The following is a 15,997-nucleotide window of genomic DNA, read 5'->3' as shown; positions in this document are numbered from 1 at the left end:
CCTCAGCGCTGCACATTCCACGCAAACCCCACATCGTTCGGCAGGAGTACAAGATGGCAAGAGTATCCCTGAGGGTGACCAACGCGGACAACGAGATCGTCGTGTTCCTGAACGGACTGGTCGTCTATGCCCGGGAGCAGGAGGAGGACGCCACGTTCGACGACGTCACCGACCTGGATCCCTACCTGACGTCCGGCCTCAACGTCCTGATCCTGGTCGGGGTCAACTGGAGCGCCGCGGCCAACTACCGGGGCGCCCTGACGATCGGCGACATCACGCAGCCGTTCTCCTACCAGAAGGACGACGCGCAGCCCGGCGTCTCCTGGATCCAGACCTTCACCATCCCGGCCTGAGGCCGAACGCTCAGCACGAGGCTCCCGCCACCCTCGCCACCTCCCCCTCGCCCAGCGGCGGCGGGTCGAACTGGAGGTGGATGCCGTGGCGGGTGACCCCGACCACGTGGGCGTGCTGGGGCTGGTCCCGGTCGGGGATGCGCAGCTTCAGCCGGTCGCCCGCCTTGAACTTGATGCCGCTGCTGATCAGGGCGCCGCCGCGCGACACGTCGAGCAGTTCGGCCTCTCCGGCGCCGAACGGGCCGGCGACCTCCGTCGTGACGTGGCAGGGGTGGCGGGTGTGGGCGCGGCGGTTGGCCTCCTCGGTCGAGGTGCGGACGATCTGGGTCAGCGCCTCCGCCAGCGCCCCGATCCCGTCGCTCAGGGCCGAGGCCGCCAGCTTGCTGCTTTCCGCCAGGTCGTCGGTGCGCCTCACGTCGCCGGACAGGGCGTCCACATGGACCGAGACGTCGCGGGTCGCCCGGGCGGTCGCCTCGACATTGCCGGCGATCTCGGCGATGGCCAGGGACTGCTCCTCCATCGCGGTGCCGATCCGGCCCGCTATGCCGTCCACCGCCGCGATGGCGTCGCCGACCCGGCCGACGGCGGCGCCGGCGTCCCCGGCCGCCGCCTGGATGCGGGTGATCAGGTCGCCGATCCGGTCGGTCGAGCTCTCGGTCTCGCGCGACAGCGCCTTGACCTCCGCCGCGACGACGGCGAAGCCCTTGCCCGCCTCCCCGGCGCGCGACGCCTCGATGGTGGCGTTCAGCGCCAGCAGGTTGGTCTGCGAGGCGACATTGCGGATCAGGCCGACGATCCCGCCGATCTCGGCCGCGACCTCATCCAGCGTGCGGATGACGCCGGCGGCGTCGCGGGCGCTGGCGACCGCGAGCCCGGCGGCGGCGGTGGCCTCCTTCACCCGGGCGTTGATCCGGTCCACCGAGTCGGACAGCCGCCCCGCCGCCGAGGCGGCGGTCTCCACCGCCTCCAGCGCCTGGGCCGTGGTGTCGGACATCTCGCGGGCGTTCCGGTCCATGCTGCGCGCGGCGGCATGCAGGCCGGCCGTGGCGTCGCGCATGCCGTCGGTCTGGCCGGTCACGGTCTCGATCGCCTTGCGGGTCTGACCGTCCACCTTGTCGGCCATGCCGCGGATGGCGGCCCGCACCTCGTCGCGGTGGAATTCCTCCAGCCGTTCCTCTTCCACCCGCATGGCGCGGACCTTGAGCGCGTGGTCGCGGAAGACCTGGACCGACGCGGCCATGGCGCCGACCTCGTCGGCCCGGTCGAGACAGGGAACCTCCTCGTCCAGCTGGTCGGCGGCGAACCGCCCCATGACCGCGCGCAGGCGGGTCAGCGGCCCCAGCAGCCCGCGCATCGCGAGGAACGACGCGGCGGCCACCACCAAGGCGGCGACCCCGCCCAGCAATCCGACGACGCGGACCATGGCGTCCACCATGGTCATGAAGGAGGCCCGCGGCTCGCCGACGAACAGCGCGCCGATCACCTTGCCCTGGGGATCGGCGATCGGATCATAGGCGGCGAGATAGGGCTCCCCCAGCACCGCGACCTCGCCCCGGAAGGGCTGCCCGCGCTTCAGCACGGTATCGATCACGGCGGGATCGACCAGCCCCGACCCGACCGCCCGGCGTCCGGTCGAATCGCGGACGGAGGTCGCCACCCGGCGGCTGTCGGAGAACAGCGTCACCGCCCCGCCGGTCAGCGAACCGATGCGGTCCACCAGGTCCATGTTGCCTTCCAGCGGCGTCTCGCCCGCGGTCAGCTTGCCCTTGTCGTCGAGCCGCGGGGCGCCCAGGTGCCGAAGCATTTCCCAGGCGACGCGCATGTTGGCTTCCTGCCGCGCGAACCCCAGCCGCTCGCCCTCCGCCAGGAGCACGGCGCGGAGCGCCACCAGGTTGACGATGCCGATCGCCCCGATCGCGAGGATGCACAGGAGGGCGATCTTGGTGGATATGGACAGTCGATTGACCAGCGGCACGATCCCACGCCTCGGCAGTCTCAAAGCGCGAGGAACCTATCATCGATGCGCGCGAGAGTCAGTGCCGGGATGGAGTCATTCGCAAACTATCTTGCCGCAGGCGGGGAAGGAACTTACGGACCTTCCGGCGGCTGGCCGCTCATCGTCGCATAAAGGCATCGACTTGTTTGCACGTCTGAACAGCCCGCAGGTCGGGCAGGATGCGACACTACGATTGTGATGCCCGTGCGGACCAGGGTATGGCGGCAACCGATGGCGCTTGCTGTATGGTCGGGATTTCGCTTAAAATGGGGCCAAGGTCCGGTGGAGAGACGGAAGTTGCACTCTCCCGTCTCCCCGGTCGAAGTTAGAGCCTGATCAGGAGTTCAAACCTGACCCGGCCCCACTGGACCCGAACCTTGACTACCAAACGCATCACCTCCTTTCGGTTCGCGTCCGGGATGTTCGCGCATCTCGGACGCGGCCGAATTTGGGCGAATGCGATGGAATGCGCAACGGCATTCACGCGCATCGCGGGAACCGTCCGCGGCGCCTTATCCTGATAATCCATATTTCTTGACGTGCGGACGTATTCGGTCCAGTGTCGGCCCACCTTCGCAACCGCGAGGGGCGGCCGGACCGGGGAATTGGCCTTCCCCAGCCCGGCCTGACCACGATGCACACTTTGAGGACTACATCATGGCTGATGGCAGCCTTAGCACACCCGGCGCGGTTTCGCGCCGGTCATTGTTATCCGTCGCCGCGTCGATCCCGGTCGCCTCGGCTGCGGCGGGGGCTTCCCTTCCGTCCCGCGTTCCGCAGCCTGTCTTCGCGCTGCTCGACCGCTACCGCGACACCGGCCTGCGTCTTCGCGAAACCGAGGCCGCGCGCGCCCGGACGCTGCTGTCGATCCCGGAAAGCCTGTGTCCCGGTCCCACGGGCACCGGGACGGTGACCGGCTGGCCGGAATGGACGCCGGAGGAAATGGCGGCCCTGGGGCTTCCGCCCACCATGTCGCGGCGCCCGTCGCAGGCCGAGCTGACCCGCCACTTCCGCCAGAGCCTCCATCCGGACCCGGCGAAGCAGGGGGAGACCAAGCGGCTGCACAAGGCGCGCATCGTAGCCTTGCGGAAACGGTGCGACCTTCAGAAGGAATGGTACGGCCGCACCGGCCTCGATGACCTCAACCGGCGGCGCGCCCGGTTGCTGGAGGAGAAGCGCGGCATCGAGCGGGACCTGATGGCGTTGATGATCGGCCCCGGCCGGGCCGCCACCGACGCCTGAGGTTCCGCCCGGACGGTCCCGGCGGCGGGGACGGCGGCCATGCCGCTCCCGCCGCCGGGAACCGGAGAAGGATCGTCAGCGGTCCTGCCGCTCCAGCTCGTCGATGAAGCCGCGGATCACGCCCAGGCCCTTGTCCCAGAAGGCCGGGTCGGAGGCGTTGAGGCCGAACGGGGCCAGCAGTTCCTGGTGGCGCAGCGTGCCGCCGGCCGACAGCATCTTAAGGTACCGCTCGGCGAAGCCGTCCGCCGCGTCCTGGTAGACCGCGTAGAGCGAGTTGACCAGGCAGTCGCCGAAGGCATAGGCGTAGACATAGAAGGGCGAGTGGATGAAGTGCGGGATATAGGCCCAGTAGGTCCGGTATCCCTGGTCGAAGCGAAGCGCCGGGCCGAGGCTCTCCGCCTGCACGTCCATCCAGATCTCGCCGATCCGCTCCGCCGTCAGCTCGCCCTCGCGCCGCTCGGTGTGGAGCCGCTGCTCGAAGTCGAAGAAGGCGATCTGGCGGACCACCGTGTTCAGCATGTCCTCCACCTTGGAGGCCAGCATGATCTTCTTGGCGGCCGGGTCGGTCTCGGCGTCGAGCAGCGAGCGGAAGGTCAGCATCTCGCCGAACACAGACGCGGTCTCCGCCAGGGTCAGCGGCGTGTCCGCCATCAGGTGGCCCTGGCGGCCGGCCAGCACTTGGTGGACGCCGTGGCCCAGTTCGTGGGCCAGGGTCATCACGTCGCGGGTCTTGCCCTGGTAGTTGACCAGCAGGTACGGGTGGACGCTCGGCACCGTCGGGTGGGCGAAGGCGCCGGGCGCCTTGCCCGGCCGGACCGGCGCGTCGATCCAGGCATTGTCGAAGAAGCGGCGGCCGACGGCGGCCAGCTCCGGCGAGAAGCGGCCATAGGCGTCCAGAACGATGCCGCGGGCCTCGTTCCACGGGATCAGCCGGTCCACGTCGTCCGGCAGCGGCGCGTTGCGGTCCCAGTAGTCCAGCGTGTCGCCGCCGAACCACTTGGCCTTGAGCGCGTAGTAACGGTGCGACAGGTCCGGGTAGGCGCCCTTGACGGCGGTGACCAGCGCGTCCACCACCTCGTCCTCGACGTGGTTGGACTTGTTGCGGGACGATGTCGGGCGCGGATAGTTGCGCCACTTGTCGTCGATCTCCTTGTCCTTGGCCAGCGTGTTGGTGATCAGCGCGAAGGTGCGGCTGTTGGCTTCGAGCACCCGGCCGATCTCCACCGCCGCCTCGCGCCGGCGTTCGGACGAGCGGTCGGTCAGGCGGTTCAGCGCCTCGGTGCAAGTCATCTCCCGGCCGCCGATGGTGAAGCGGAGGCCGGCGATCGTCTCGTCGAACAGGCGGTTCCAGGCGGCGCGTCCGACCACGTATTTCTCGTGGAGCAGCCGTTCCAGCTCGTCAGAAAGCTGGTGCGGGCGGAACACGCGGATGTCGCGCAGCCAGGGCGCGTACTTCGCCAGTTCCGGCGACTTCATCTTGGCGGCCAGCACCGCGTCGTCGAGACGGTTGAGCTCCAGGGTGAAGAACAGCAGATAGGTCGAGATGCCGTTGACCCGTTCCTGGATGCCCTGGAAGAACTTGCCCACGTTCGGGTCGTTCATGTCGCCGGCATAGACAAGGTGCGCATAGCTCATGATGCGCGACAGGGTCTCGTCGATCTCCTCGTAGGCGGCCACCGCCGTCCCGAGCTGGGCACCGCCGAGGTCCGCCAGCTTGCCGTTGTAGCTCTTGTGGAAGTCCTTCGACGCCTTTTCCATCCGGTCCAGGTCGGTCTTGAGCGCGTCGGAGTCCTGACCCGGGTAGAGGTCGCCCAGATCCCAGGTCGGCAGCTCGCCGAGGTCGGGCATTCCCGGTTCGGGATTGTCGAGCGGCTCCGCGGTCGCTATCTGGCTCATCGGTTTCCTCCTGTTGCGCTGCCAGGGATATAGGCGGGCGATTGAACCCATCCAAGCGGCCGTCCCGTTCTATATATCGGGCCATGACCGGCACCGATGCCCCATAACGCCTCCGCCGTACGGCCCCGAGGCCCACTCCGGAATGGACCTCTCCAACACGGAAAGCAGACATGACCAGCACGCGCCCCGATCACCCGCCGCGGACGGACCGCGACACCACCGACCGAGACACCACCGATCGCGACACCTATGACCGCTGGTCAAGCCTGCCCGACATGTTCTTCGACCAGGTGCTGCGCCACGGCGACCGGCCGCTGCTGATCTCCAAGCGGGGCGGCGAGTGGGTCCGGCAAAGCTGGGAGGAGGTCGCGCGCGACGTCCGGCGGGCCGCGGCGGGACTGCGCGGACTGGGCGTCGGGCGCGGCGACCGGGTCGCCATCGTCGCGGAGAACCGGCCGGAATGGCTGGTCGCCGATTTCGCGATCATGTCGCTGGGCGCCATCACCGTGCCGGCCTACACCACCAGCACCACGTCGGACCATGTCCACACGCTGACCGACAGCGGCGCGCGGGTCGTGCTGGTCTCCACCCCGGCGCTGATGCGCAAGGTGCTGCCCGCCATCCTGCAGGTGCGCGACATGCGGGCGGTGGTCAGCTTCAACGAGGACATGCCGGGCATGCCCGACGGGGCGCCCGAGGCGCTGGGCTGGGCGGAGCTGCTGAGGCGCGGCGCCGCGCAGGAGGCGGAGAGGTCCCCGGCACCGATTCCAGTCCCGGAGGACGTGCCGGCCGGGCGCGACGACGTGGCCTGCATCATCTATACCTCCGGCACCGGCGGAACGCCCAAGGGCGTGATGCTGACCCACGGCAACATCCTGTCCAACTGCAAGTCGGCCTATACCCTGGTCGAGGATGTCGGCCTGGGGGAGGAGACCTTCCTGTCCTTCCTGCCCCTGGCCCACGCCTATGAGCATACCTGCGGCCAGATGTTCGCGCTGACCCTGGGCGCCCGGATCGCCTACGCTGAGTCGGTCGAGAAGCTGGCCGGCAACCTGGGGGAGGTCAAGCCGACCATCATGACCGCCGTGCCGCGCCTGTACGAGGTGCTGGAAGCGCGCATCCGGCGGGAGGTCGAGCGGGCCGGCGGCCTGCGCCTCGCCCTGTTCCGCAGGACGCTGGAGCTGGGCGCCAAGCGGTATCGCCGGGACGGGCGGCTGGGGCCGCTGGACGCGGCGCAGGACTTCGCGCTGGAGCGGCTGGTTCGCCATCGGATCTGCGAGCGCTTCGGCGGGCGGCTGAAGGCGTTCATCTCGGGCGGGGCCGCCCTGGCGCCGGAAACGGCGCTGTTCTTCCAGTCGCTCGGCATCCGCATCCTCCAAGGGTACGGCCAGACCGAGGCGTCGCCGCTGATCGCCTGCAACCGGCCCAGCCGCATCCGCCACGACACCGTCGGCCCGCCGATGCCGGACGTGGAAGTCAGGATCGCCGGGGACGGCGAGATCCTGGCGCGCGGCCCCATGGTCATGAAGGGATACTGGGGCGACCGGGACGCGACCGACCGCACCATCGTGGACGGCTGGCTGCACACCGGGGACATCGGCCATCTGGCGCCCGACGGGTCGCTGGTCCTGACCGACCGCAAGAAGGACCTGATCGTCACCAGCGGCGGCGACAACGTGGCGCCCCAGCGGATCGAGAACCTGCTGGCGCTGGAGCCCTGCATCGGCCAGGTGATGGTGGCGGGGGACGGCAAGCCGTTCCTGGTGGCCCTGATCGTGCCGGACCTCCAACTGGCGCGCGACTGGGCGAAGCGCCACGGCAAGCGGGCAGACCCGGCCGAGCTGGCGGAGGACGCCGATTTCCGGAAGCATGTCGGCGAGGCGGTGGAACGGGTCAACCGCGGCCTGTCCGGCATCGAGCGCGTCCGCAAGTTCGTGATCGTCCCGGAACCGTTCAGCGTGGAGAACGCTCAGCTCACCCCGACCCTGAAGATCCGCCGCCACGAGATCCGCAAAAGCTACGGCGAGTTGCTGGAGAAACTTTATTGACGCCCAACGACCGATGCCACCCCAGGTTCCACTTTTGGGAGTTCGACGCCGACAGGCCTTCTGATGTGTTGTCCCCCCCATGAGCGATGATACCTTCGATCACGAGCGATGGATCCGCCGTCAGAGCGCCCTGGCTGAGTTCGGCCGGCAGGCGCTGATGGTGGACGATCTGGATGCCCTGCTGCACGAGGCGGTCGTGCTGGCGGCCCAGGGCCTGCGGGTCAAGCGGGCAAAGGTCATGGAGCGGCTGCCCGGCGGGGAACAGCTGCTGATGCGCGCCGGCGTCGGCTGGCGGCCCGGGCTCGAGGGGACGCTGGTGGTGGATGCCGGAAGCCGGTCGTCGGGCGGCTATACGCTGAAGTCCGGCAAGCCCGTGATCGCCGACGACATCGAGGCGGAGTCGCGGTTCGACGTGCCGCGGTTCCTGCGCGACCATGGCATCCGAAGCCTGATCAACGTGATCATCCAGGGCCGGGGCGAAGCTTTCGGCGTTCTGGAGGTGGACAGCGACGAGCTGCGGAGCTTCAATCAGGAAGACGTGGATTTCCTGCAGAGCTACGCCAACATCCTGGCCGCGGCGATCGAGCGGCGCTCCTCGAACGAGGCGCTGGCCCGGCTGGCGGAGGAGCGCGCGGTCCTGCTGCGGGAATTGCAGCACCGGGTCAAGAACAACCTCCAGATCATCACCAGCCTGCTCAACATGCAGATCCGCCGGGTCGGCGGCGGCGAGGTCGAGAGCCAGCTCCGGATCATCGGCAGCCGCGTGGAAACCCTGCGGGTCGTCCATGACAGCCTGTTCGAGGCGGAGAGCGTCGAGCGGATCGGCCTCTCCCGCTACCTGCGGACCCTGTGCGAGAGCCTGCTGGCGTTCCACGGGGCGAGGGGCGAGGACGTCACGCTGGATTTCGCGGCCGATGACGCCGAGGCCGGGGTCGATACCACCGTGCCCTTGGGGCTGCTGATCAACGAGTTCATCGTCAACAGCCTTCAGCACGCCTTTTCCGCCGCCGGGCAGGAGGGGGGCGGCAGGATCGCCCTGCGGCTTGACCGGACGGCACCCGACAGCGCCCGCCTGACGCTGAGCGACGACGGGCCGGGCTTCGACCGGGTCAAGGCGTCGCGCGTCGGCACCGGGCTGCAGATCATGGACGTCCTGGCGAACCAGCTCGGCGGTAAGCTGGCATGGGACAATGACGCCTGGCGGAAGAACGAGGGCGCCCGGCTGACGCTGGACCTGCCGGTGCTCTGACCGTCGGCCGCCCCAGGCTTCAGACGCCCGAGTTCAGGAATCCGTCCGCACCCCGGCCAGGATCTCCTCGCCCGCCGTCCAGCGGGCGTCGGCGTCGGGGGTTTCCAGCACGCGGGACAGCCCCTCGATCAGCTCGTAGGAGTTTCCGTCCAGCCCGCGGTCCACGAGCGCCGCGCGCAGGCAGTGCGACAGCAGGCGGCGCGAACGCATGTTGATCCTGGGCACGGGAATGGCCGCCTGGGCGTCCCGCTCCCGCTTCGACCGTTCGCAGGCGGCGACGTCGAAAGACGCATAGGCGCGGCAGCCCAGCGGCCGCACCGGATAGATGCCGCACAGGCCACCCTCCAGCATGGGACAGGGGCGGTCGAGCCGGACCCGCTCGGCGGGCGCCAGGCCGCGGGTCGCGGGAAGCGCCTCGGCCAGCCGGGACCGGAGGGCCGCGCGCCGATCCTCCGGCCACGCCGCGACATGCTCCGCGATGGCCAGCAGTTCCGGCGCCGTCGCGGAGACGTAGAGATGGCAGCAATGGTCGCAGCCCATACGGCACGCCACCGGCTGGCGCGGCGGATGCGCCGCCACCGCCTGCTCCAGCTGGCGATGGCAGGCCGTCACCAGGTTGCGAAGCCGCTCGCGCGTCGGCTTGGCGATCAGCGCCCGGAACCGCGCGGTCTGGCGCGCGACCTCCTCGGCGGCGGGCGGGTCCGTGGGCAGGGGTTTCTGCGGTCTCATGGGAGCGGTTATAGGGCAGGCCCGCCGGTTTCCAAAGGCGTCCTCACGAGGCGAAGCGCTTCGCCCCGGCGACGCAGAGCACCACGGCGGCGGTGACGGCGACCATGGGCCAGCCGACCGCCTCGCCCAGCAGGGTCGCGGCCAGGGTCAGCCCGAAGAAGGGCTGAAGCAGCTGCAATTGCCCGACGGCGGCGATGCCGCCCTGGGACAGGCCCCGGTACCAGAACACGAAGCCGATCAGCATGCTGAACAGCGACACGTAGGCAAGGCCCAGCCATGCCGCTTGGCCGACGCCCGCCCAGGACGGCGGCATGGCATACAGGCTCAGCGGCACCATGAAGGGCATGGACAGCACCAGGGCCCAGGAGATCACCTGCCAGCCGCCGAGCTTCCGGGAAAGCCGGCCGCCCTCGGCGTAGCCCAGGCCGCAGACGATGACGGCCGCCAGCATCAGCGTGTCTCCGACCAGCGAGCCGCCGCGGCTTTGGGCCAGCGCGTACCCGGCGACCAGCGCGCTGCCGAGGCCTGAAAACACCCAGAAGGCCGGGCGCGGCCGTTCGCCGCCGCGCAGCACGCCGAAGGTCGCCGTCGCCAGCGGCAGCAGGCCGATGAAGACGATGGACTGGGCGGAGGTGATATGCTCCAGCGCCAACGCCGTGAGCAGCGGAAACCCGACGACGACGCCGAAGGACACCACGGCCAGGGACGCGAGGTCGCCCCGGTCCGGCCGCTTCTGCCGGAAGGCGACCAGGAGTGCCGCCGCCAGCAATCCCGCGATGGCCGCGCGGGCGACGGTCAGGAAGACCGGGTCGAAGTCGGCGACGGCGACCCGCGTCGCGGGGAGCGATCCGCTGAAGATCAGCATCCCGATGAAACCGTTGATCCAACCGCTCGAGGCCTTGTCCATCACTCTGTCCATTCCATCCCCTTTCCGGCGAGTATCGGCCACGGGGCATGGTTTCTCCAGGGCCAGTCCGTTGCGGGCGAGCCGCTGGCGGCCTCCCGAGGTTCGACGTCGCCCGATGCCCCGACCCGCGGATCTTCAGCGCGGTGGAGGAGTCATTTTTTCAAAGGAGACCGGATCTCTCCGCCTTCGCCGATCCCATATAATTTTTTGTCCGCGCGACAGGATGTCGCGGAGGTTCGTTGCGTTTTCACCGGGCTCATCCCGGATCGATTGCAGAAAAGGACAGTAAGAGTTACCTTTTTCACAAGAAGAAAAACAAAAGACGGTTCTTAGGATCGCTATCCAAGGAGGAACGGAACATGACGCTCCCGGCTGTCAAACTGGACGACAAATACACGCTCGAAAGCGGGCGGGTCTTCCTGACCGGCACCCAGGCGCTGGTCCGGCTGCCCATGATGCAGCGCCAGCGCGACGTCGCGGCGGGGCTGAACACGGGCTGCTTCATCTCCGGCTACCGGGGATCGCCGCTCGGCGGGTTCGACCAGGCGCTGTGGAAGGCGCGCAAGTTCCTGGCCTCCAACCACATCCAGTTCCAGCCCGGCGTGAACGAGGAGCTGGGCGCCACCGCCGTGTGGGGCAGCCAGCAGGTCGGCATGTTCCCGGGTGCCCGCTATGACGGCGTGTACTCCATGTGGTACGGCAAGGGTCCGGGCGTGGACCGCTCGGGCGACGTGTTCAAGCACGCCAACGCGGCGGGAACCTCGCGGAACGGCGGCGTGCTGGTGCTGGCCGGCGACGACCATTCCTGCAAGTCCTCGACGTTCCCGCACCAGTCGGAGCACGCCTTCGTCGGCTCGATGATCCCGGTGCTGAACCCCGCGGGCGTGCAGGAATTCCTCGACCTCGGCCTGATGGGCTGGGCGATGTCGCGCTTTTCCGGCTGCTGGATCGCCTTCAAGACGATCGCGGAGACGGTGGACAGCTCGGCGTCGGTCTCGATCGATCCGCTGCGAGTCAACTACGTCGTGCCGGAATTCGACATGCCGGTCGGCGGGCTCAACATCCGCTGGCCCGATCCGCCGCTCGAACAGGAAGAGCGGCTGATGAAGTACAAGCTCTACGCGGCGCTGGCCTTCGCGCGGGCCAACCGGCTGGACAAGACCGTGATATCCTCCCCCCGCCCGCGCCTGGGCGTGGTCACCACCGGCAAGAGCTACCTGGACGTCCGGCAGGCGCTGGACGACCTGAACATCTCCGAGGAAATGGCCGCCGACATCGGGCTGACCGTCTACAAGGTCGCCATGGCGTGGCCGCTGGAGCGCGAGGGCATCCGCCAGTTCGCCCAGGGCCTGGAAGAGATCGTGGTGGTCGAGGAAAAGCGGGCGCTGATCGAGAACCAGCTCAAGGAACAGCTCTACAATTGGCATCCGGACGTGCGCCCGCGCGTGGTCGGCAAGTTCGACGAGGAAGCGCGCGAGATGCTGCCCTCCTACAACGAGCTGTCGCCGGCCCGGATCGCCGTGGTGATCGGCCGCCGCCTGCTGAAGTTCTTCGACCACGAGGGCATCCGCCGCCGGGTCGAGTTCCTGGACCGCCAGGAGAACGCCAAGGCGCGGAAGGCCCTGGTCGAGCGCAAGCCGTTCTTCTGCTCCGGCTGCCCGCACAACACCTCCACCGTGGTGCCCGAGGGCAGCCGCGCGGTGGCCGGCATCGGCTGCCACTACATGGCGACCTGGATGGACCGCCGGACGGAGACCTTCACCCAGATGGGCGGCGAAGGCGTGACCTGGATCGGCCAGGCGCCGTTCACCGACGAGCAGCACATCTTCGCCAACCTGGGCGACGGGACCTATTTCCACTCCGGCCTGCTGGCGGTCCGGGCTGCCATCGCGTCCAAGGTCAACATCACCTACAAGATCCTGTTCAACGACGCGGTCGCCATGACCGGCGGGCAGGCCCATGACGGCGTGCTGACGGTGCCGCAGATCAGCAAGCAGCTCGCCGCCGAGGGCGCCCGCCGCATCGTCGTGGTGACCGACGAGCCGGAGAAATATGCCGGGCCGACGGGTTTGGCGCCGGGCGTCAAGGTCGAGCACCGCGACGACCTGGACCGCGTCCAGCGCGAGATGCGCGAGGTCGAGGGCACCAGCATCCTGATCTACGACCAGACCTGCGCCGCCGAGAAGCGCCGGCGCCGGAAGCGCAAGATCATGGTCGATCCGCCCAAGCGGGTGATGATCAACGAGCAGGTCTGCGAGGGCTGCGGCGACTGCTCGAAGAAGTCCAACTGCCTGTCGGTGGTGCCGGTCGAGACCGAGTTCGGCCGCAAGCGCCAGATCGACCAGTCCACCTGCAACAAGGACTTCTCCTGCGTCAAGGGCTTCTGCCCGAGCTTCGTGACCGTCCACGGCGGGCAGCTCCGCAAGCCCAAGCCGGCGACCGCGGGCAAGCCGGCGGCGGCAGGGGACGCCGTGGCGGAGATGACGCTTCCCGAGCCCGTCCGCCCGGGCCTCGACCATCCCTACGGCATCCTGGTCACCGGCATCGGCGGGACGGGCGTCGTGACCATCGGCGCGATCCTCGGCATGGCCGCCCATATCGAGGGCAAGGGCTGCTCGGTCCTGGACCAGGCGGGCCTGGCGCAGAAGGGCGGCGCCGTGACCAGCCATATCCGCATCGCACCGCGGCCGGAAGACTTGCACGCGGTCCGCATCGCGGCCGGCGGGGCGAAGCTGGTGATCGGCTGCGACCTGATCGTGGCGGCCAGCGGCGACTGCCTGTCGAAGATGGCCCCGGATTATACCCATGCCGTGATCAACGAGCACGAGACGATCACCGCCGATTTCACCCGCAACGCCGACTTCCGGATCCCGACCCGGGACCTGCTGGGCGAGATCGCCAAGGCCTGCGGCGGGACGGACAAGCTGACCGCGCTGGACGCCACCGGCCTCGCCACCGCGCTGATGGGCGACTCCATCGCGACCAACCTGTTCATGCTGGGAGCGGCCTACCAGAAGGGCTTCGTCCCGGTCTCGGCGGAGGCCATCGAGCAGGCGATCGAGCTGAACGGCGTCGCGGTCGGGATGAACACGGAGGCCTTCCGCTGGGGCCGCCGCGCCGCCCTGGACGTGGCGGCGGTCAAGGCCGCGGCCGCACCCGCAGCCGCCGCGCAGCGGGAGGCCGCCGCGGACAAGCCGTCGCACCGGCAGCTTTCGGAGACGCTGGACGAGGTGATCCGGCGCCGGGTGGCCTACCTGACCGACTACCAGGACGCGGCCTACGCCGCGCGCTACGAGAGGCAGGTGAACTGGGTGCGTCAGGTCGAGGCCGATCGCGCCAAGGGCAGGACCGGGCTGACCGAGGCGGTCGCCCGCAACTACTTCAAGCTGCTGGCCTACAAGGACGAGTACGAGGTCGCCCGGCTCTATACCGACGGCACCTTCCTGAAGCAGCTCCGGGAGCAGTTCGAGGGCGACTACAAGCTGGAGTTCCACCTCGCCCCGCCGATGCTGTCGGAGACCGATCCCGCCACCGGCGAGCCCCGGAAGAAGGCCTACGGCCCGTGGATGCTGAAGGCGTTCCAGGCGCTGGCCCGGATGAAGGGTCTGCGCGGCACCCGCTTCGACCCGTTCGGCCGGACCGCCGAGCGCAAGCTGGAACGGCAGCTGATCGCCGACTACGAGAAGACCGTCGGCGAACTGCTGTCGGGGCTGACCTACGAGAACCACGGCCTCGCGGTCGAGATCGCCGGCATTCCCGACCGCATCCGCGGCTTCGGCCCGGTCAAGGACCGTCACCTGTCCGACGCCAAGGCGAACGAGGCGGCACTGCTGGAAGCCTTCCGCAACCCCGCCCCGACGCCGATGGCGGCGGAGTGATCAGTCTTCCCGAAGCGCCAGCAGGGCGCCGAGCGGCGGCAACGTGACCTTCATCCCGTCCCGCGGCGCGCCTTCAAGCAGCGCCGCCGGACCCGGGAGCGGGATGTCGATCGCAGCGTAGCGGCCGGGCGGCAGGACATAGTCCGCCCGGCCGCAGGACAGGTTGAAGACGGCGGTCAGCCGGTCGCCGCGCGTGAAGGACAGGACCGGCCCGTCCTCGTCCACCTGCCCCGCCGCGCCGTGCTTCAGCTCGGGATGGAGGCGGCGGAGAGCCAGGCAGCGCCGCCAGACGTTCAGGGTGGAATCCGGCCGCATCTCCTGCCGGTCCGCCGCCAGCGCGCGATGGGCCTCCGTCACCGGCAGCCAGGGCCTCGCGCCGCGGGTGAAACCGGCATGATCGGCCCCCGCGATCCAGGGCATCGGCGTGCGGGAGCCGTCGCGGCCCTTGAACTCGGGCCAGAAGGCGGTGCCGAACGGGTCGCGCAGATCCTCGAAATCGAGGTCGGCCTGGGGCAGCCCCAGCTCCTCCCCCTGGTAGAGGCAGAGGGTCCCGGGCAGGCAGCAGAACAGCAGCGCCAGCAGGGCGGCGAAGCGCTCGGGGTCGGCTCCGGCCGGCCGCCAGCGCGACGCCGTGCGCTCCACGTCGTGGTTGCTGAAGCTCCAGCAGGTGGCGCCTCCCGGCCCGGCCGCCGTCAGGGCAGCATGGAAGGTCCCGGCGGCGAAGGGCCGCTTGGGCAGGTCGAGGGTGTAGGCGGCATCGAGCCCGCCCGGCTTCGTATAGCGCTCGATCCTCAGCGCCGCTCCCGGCTGGCTTGACAGTTCCCCCAGCAGCGCCCGGTCGTCATGGCCGTCGGCGGCGGCGCGGATCCGCTCCAGCACGCTGCGGACATCGAAGTGGGCGACGTCGAAGACGTGGGCCTGCAGGCCGAACGGCTTGGCCGGGATCTCCGCCGGCTTGGCCGACAGCGGCGGGTTGGAGCGCAGGGCCGGGTCGCGCATCAGGAAATCGACCGCGTCGAGGCGGAAGCCGTCCACTCCCCGGTCCAGCCAGAAGCGGGCGGCGTCCAGCAGGGCCTCAATCGCGCCCTCGTTCCGGAGGTTCAACGTCGGCTGGCTCGCCAGGAAATGATGAAGATAGTATTGCCGGCGCCGAGGCTCCCAGGTCCAGGCCGGACCGCCGAACACCGACAGCCAGTTGTTGGGCGCGGTGCCGTCGGCCGCCGGATCGCCCCAGACATACCAGTCCGCCCGCTGGCTTCCCTTCGACCGGCGGCTTTCCTCGAACCAGGGATGCCGGTCGGAGGTGTGGCCGCAGACCAGGTCGATCATCAGCTTCAGGCCGCGCCGGTGGGTCTCCGCCAGCAGCCGGTCGAAGGCGTCGATCGTGCCCATGCGCGGATCGACGCCCTTGTGGTCGGTGATATCGTATCCGAAGTCTGCGAGCGGCGACGGCTGGAAGGGAGACAGCCAGACGGCGTCCACGCCCAGCGAGGCGACATGGTCGAGGCGCCGGATCACCCCTTCCAGGTCGCCGTACCCGTCCCCGTCGGTGTCGAGAAAGCTCAGTGGATAGATCTGGTAGATCGCCGCGCCATGCAGCCAGCATCCAGGAGAGGTCAAGGCCCGCTTCCCATGAAGAACGGCCGGAGCACGGGGCGGCCCCGCCAATCGAAACGCCATCCTGGGGGAAAGCCGTCAA

Annotated in this window: 10 protein-coding genes; 5 read left to right on the top strand and 5 right to left on the bottom strand. The window is 69.3% G+C overall.

Features of this window, described 5'->3' with window-relative positions; all coding sequences use genetic code 11:
* Window positions 1–53 precede the first annotated feature (53 nt).
* Window positions 54–353 carry a hypothetical protein gene (locus JL100_RS05625; protein ID WP_202682100.1) on the top strand — a complete coding sequence of 100 codons (300 nt, stop codon included), beginning with the start codon at window positions 54–56 and terminating at the stop codon, window positions 351–353.
* A 10-nt stretch (window positions 354–363) separates the two neighbouring features.
* Here JL100_RS05625 and JL100_RS05620 read toward each other — a convergent pair whose 3' ends face one another.
* Window positions 364–2,328: a methyl-accepting chemotaxis protein gene (locus JL100_RS05620; protein ID WP_202682101.1), complete on the bottom strand. Its 1,965-nt coding sequence runs from the start codon at window positions 2,326–2,328 to the stop codon at window positions 364–366.
* Window positions 2,329–3,006: 678 nt separating this feature from the next.
* Here JL100_RS05620 and JL100_RS05615 point away from each other — a divergent pair.
* The gene (locus JL100_RS05615) at window positions 3,007–3,591 is read left to right on the top strand and encodes a hypothetical protein (protein WP_202682102.1); all 585 of its coding nucleotides are present in this window, start codon (window positions 3,007–3,009) and stop codon (window positions 3,589–3,591) included.
* Between the two features lie 75 nt (window positions 3,592–3,666).
* Here the strand turns inward: JL100_RS05615 and JL100_RS05610 are convergent, their stop codons facing one another.
* Complete coding sequence (locus tag JL100_RS05610) at window positions 3,667–5,487, bottom strand: M3 family oligoendopeptidase (RefSeq protein WP_202682103.1); 1,821 nt, start codon at window positions 5,485–5,487, stop codon at window positions 3,667–3,669.
* Between the two features lie 170 nt (window positions 5,488–5,657).
* Between JL100_RS05610 and JL100_RS05605 the strand changes: the two genes are divergently transcribed.
* Window positions 5,658–7,535, top strand: a complete 1,878-nt coding sequence (locus tag JL100_RS05605) for an AMP-dependent synthetase/ligase (RefSeq protein WP_228421089.1) — start codon at window positions 5,658–5,660, stop codon at window positions 7,533–7,535.
* Window positions 7,536–7,614: 79 nt separating this feature from the next.
* Window positions 7,615–8,784: a sensor histidine kinase gene (locus JL100_RS05600; RefSeq protein WP_202682104.1), complete on the top strand. Its 1,170-nt coding sequence runs from the start codon at window positions 7,615–7,617 to the stop codon at window positions 8,782–8,784.
* 33 nt (window positions 8,785–8,817) lie between these two features.
* On the opposite strand, the gene JL100_RS05595 is transcribed toward JL100_RS05600, so the two are convergent.
* Together JL100_RS05595 and JL100_RS05590 are read right to left on the bottom strand one after the other, a co-directional pair.
* Window positions 8,818–9,513, bottom strand: coding sequence for a YkgJ family cysteine cluster protein (locus JL100_RS05595; protein ID WP_202682105.1), 696 nt, complete (start codon window positions 9,511–9,513; stop codon window positions 8,818–8,820).
* 43 nt (window positions 9,514–9,556) lie between these two features.
* A complete protein-coding gene (locus JL100_RS05590) occupies window positions 9,557–10,432 on the bottom strand; it encodes a DMT family transporter (RefSeq protein ID WP_267133601.1) in 876 nt (291 codons plus the stop codon).
* Between the two features lie 347 nt (window positions 10,433–10,779).
* On the opposite strand from JL100_RS05590, the gene JL100_RS05585 reads away from it, so the two are divergent.
* The gene (locus JL100_RS05585; protein ID WP_202682106.1) at window positions 10,780–14,298 is read left to right on the top strand and encodes an indolepyruvate ferredoxin oxidoreductase family protein; all 3,519 of its coding nucleotides are present in this window, start codon (window positions 10,780–10,782) and stop codon (window positions 14,296–14,298) included.
* On the opposite strand, the gene JL100_RS05580 is transcribed toward JL100_RS05585, so the two are convergent.
* The gene (locus JL100_RS05580; RefSeq protein ID WP_228421088.1) at window positions 14,299–15,918 is read right to left on the bottom strand and encodes an alpha-amylase family glycosyl hydrolase; all 1,620 of its coding nucleotides are present in this window, start codon (window positions 15,916–15,918) and stop codon (window positions 14,299–14,301) included. It lies immediately after the preceding gene.
* Between the last annotated feature and the right edge of the window lie 79 nt (window positions 15,919–15,997).

It is taken from the genome of Skermanella mucosa (assembly GCF_016765655.2).
Lineage (GTDB): Bacteria > Pseudomonadota > Alphaproteobacteria > Azospirillales > Azospirillaceae > Skermanella > Skermanella mucosa.
Note: the sequence above shows the minus strand (reverse complement) of the source record. Positions and strands in the feature narration are given on the sequence as shown.

What these genes read in the sequence shown, in the direction of transcription:
- JL100_RS05625 (WP_202682100.1), top strand. Translation starts at nt 54, where the DNA reads ATGGCAAGAGTATCCCTGAGGGTGACCAACGCGGACAACGAGATCGTC.
- JL100_RS05615 (WP_202682102.1), top strand. Translation starts at nt 3,007, where the DNA reads ATGGCTGATGGCAGCCTTAGCACACCCGGCGCGGTTTCGCGCCGGTCA.
- JL100_RS05610 (WP_202682103.1), bottom strand. Translation starts at nt 5,487, where the DNA reads ATGAGCCAGATAGCGACCGCGGAGCCGCTCGACAATCCCGAACCGGGA.
- JL100_RS05605 (WP_228421089.1), top strand. Translation starts at nt 5,658, where the DNA reads ATGACCAGCACGCGCCCCGATCACCCGCCGCGGACGGACCGCGACACC.
- JL100_RS05600 (WP_202682104.1), top strand. Translation starts at nt 7,615, where the DNA reads ATGAGCGATGATACCTTCGATCACGAGCGATGGATCCGCCGTCAGAGC.
- JL100_RS05595 (WP_202682105.1), bottom strand. Translation starts at nt 9,513, where the DNA reads ATGAGACCGCAGAAACCCCTGCCCACGGACCCGCCCGCCGCCGAGGAG.
- JL100_RS05590 (WP_267133601.1), bottom strand. Translation starts at nt 10,432, where the DNA reads ATGGACAGAGTGATGGACAAGGCCTCGAGCGGTTGGATCAACGGTTTC.
- JL100_RS05585 (WP_202682106.1), top strand. Translation starts at nt 10,780, where the DNA reads ATGACGCTCCCGGCTGTCAAACTGGACGACAAATACACGCTCGAAAGC.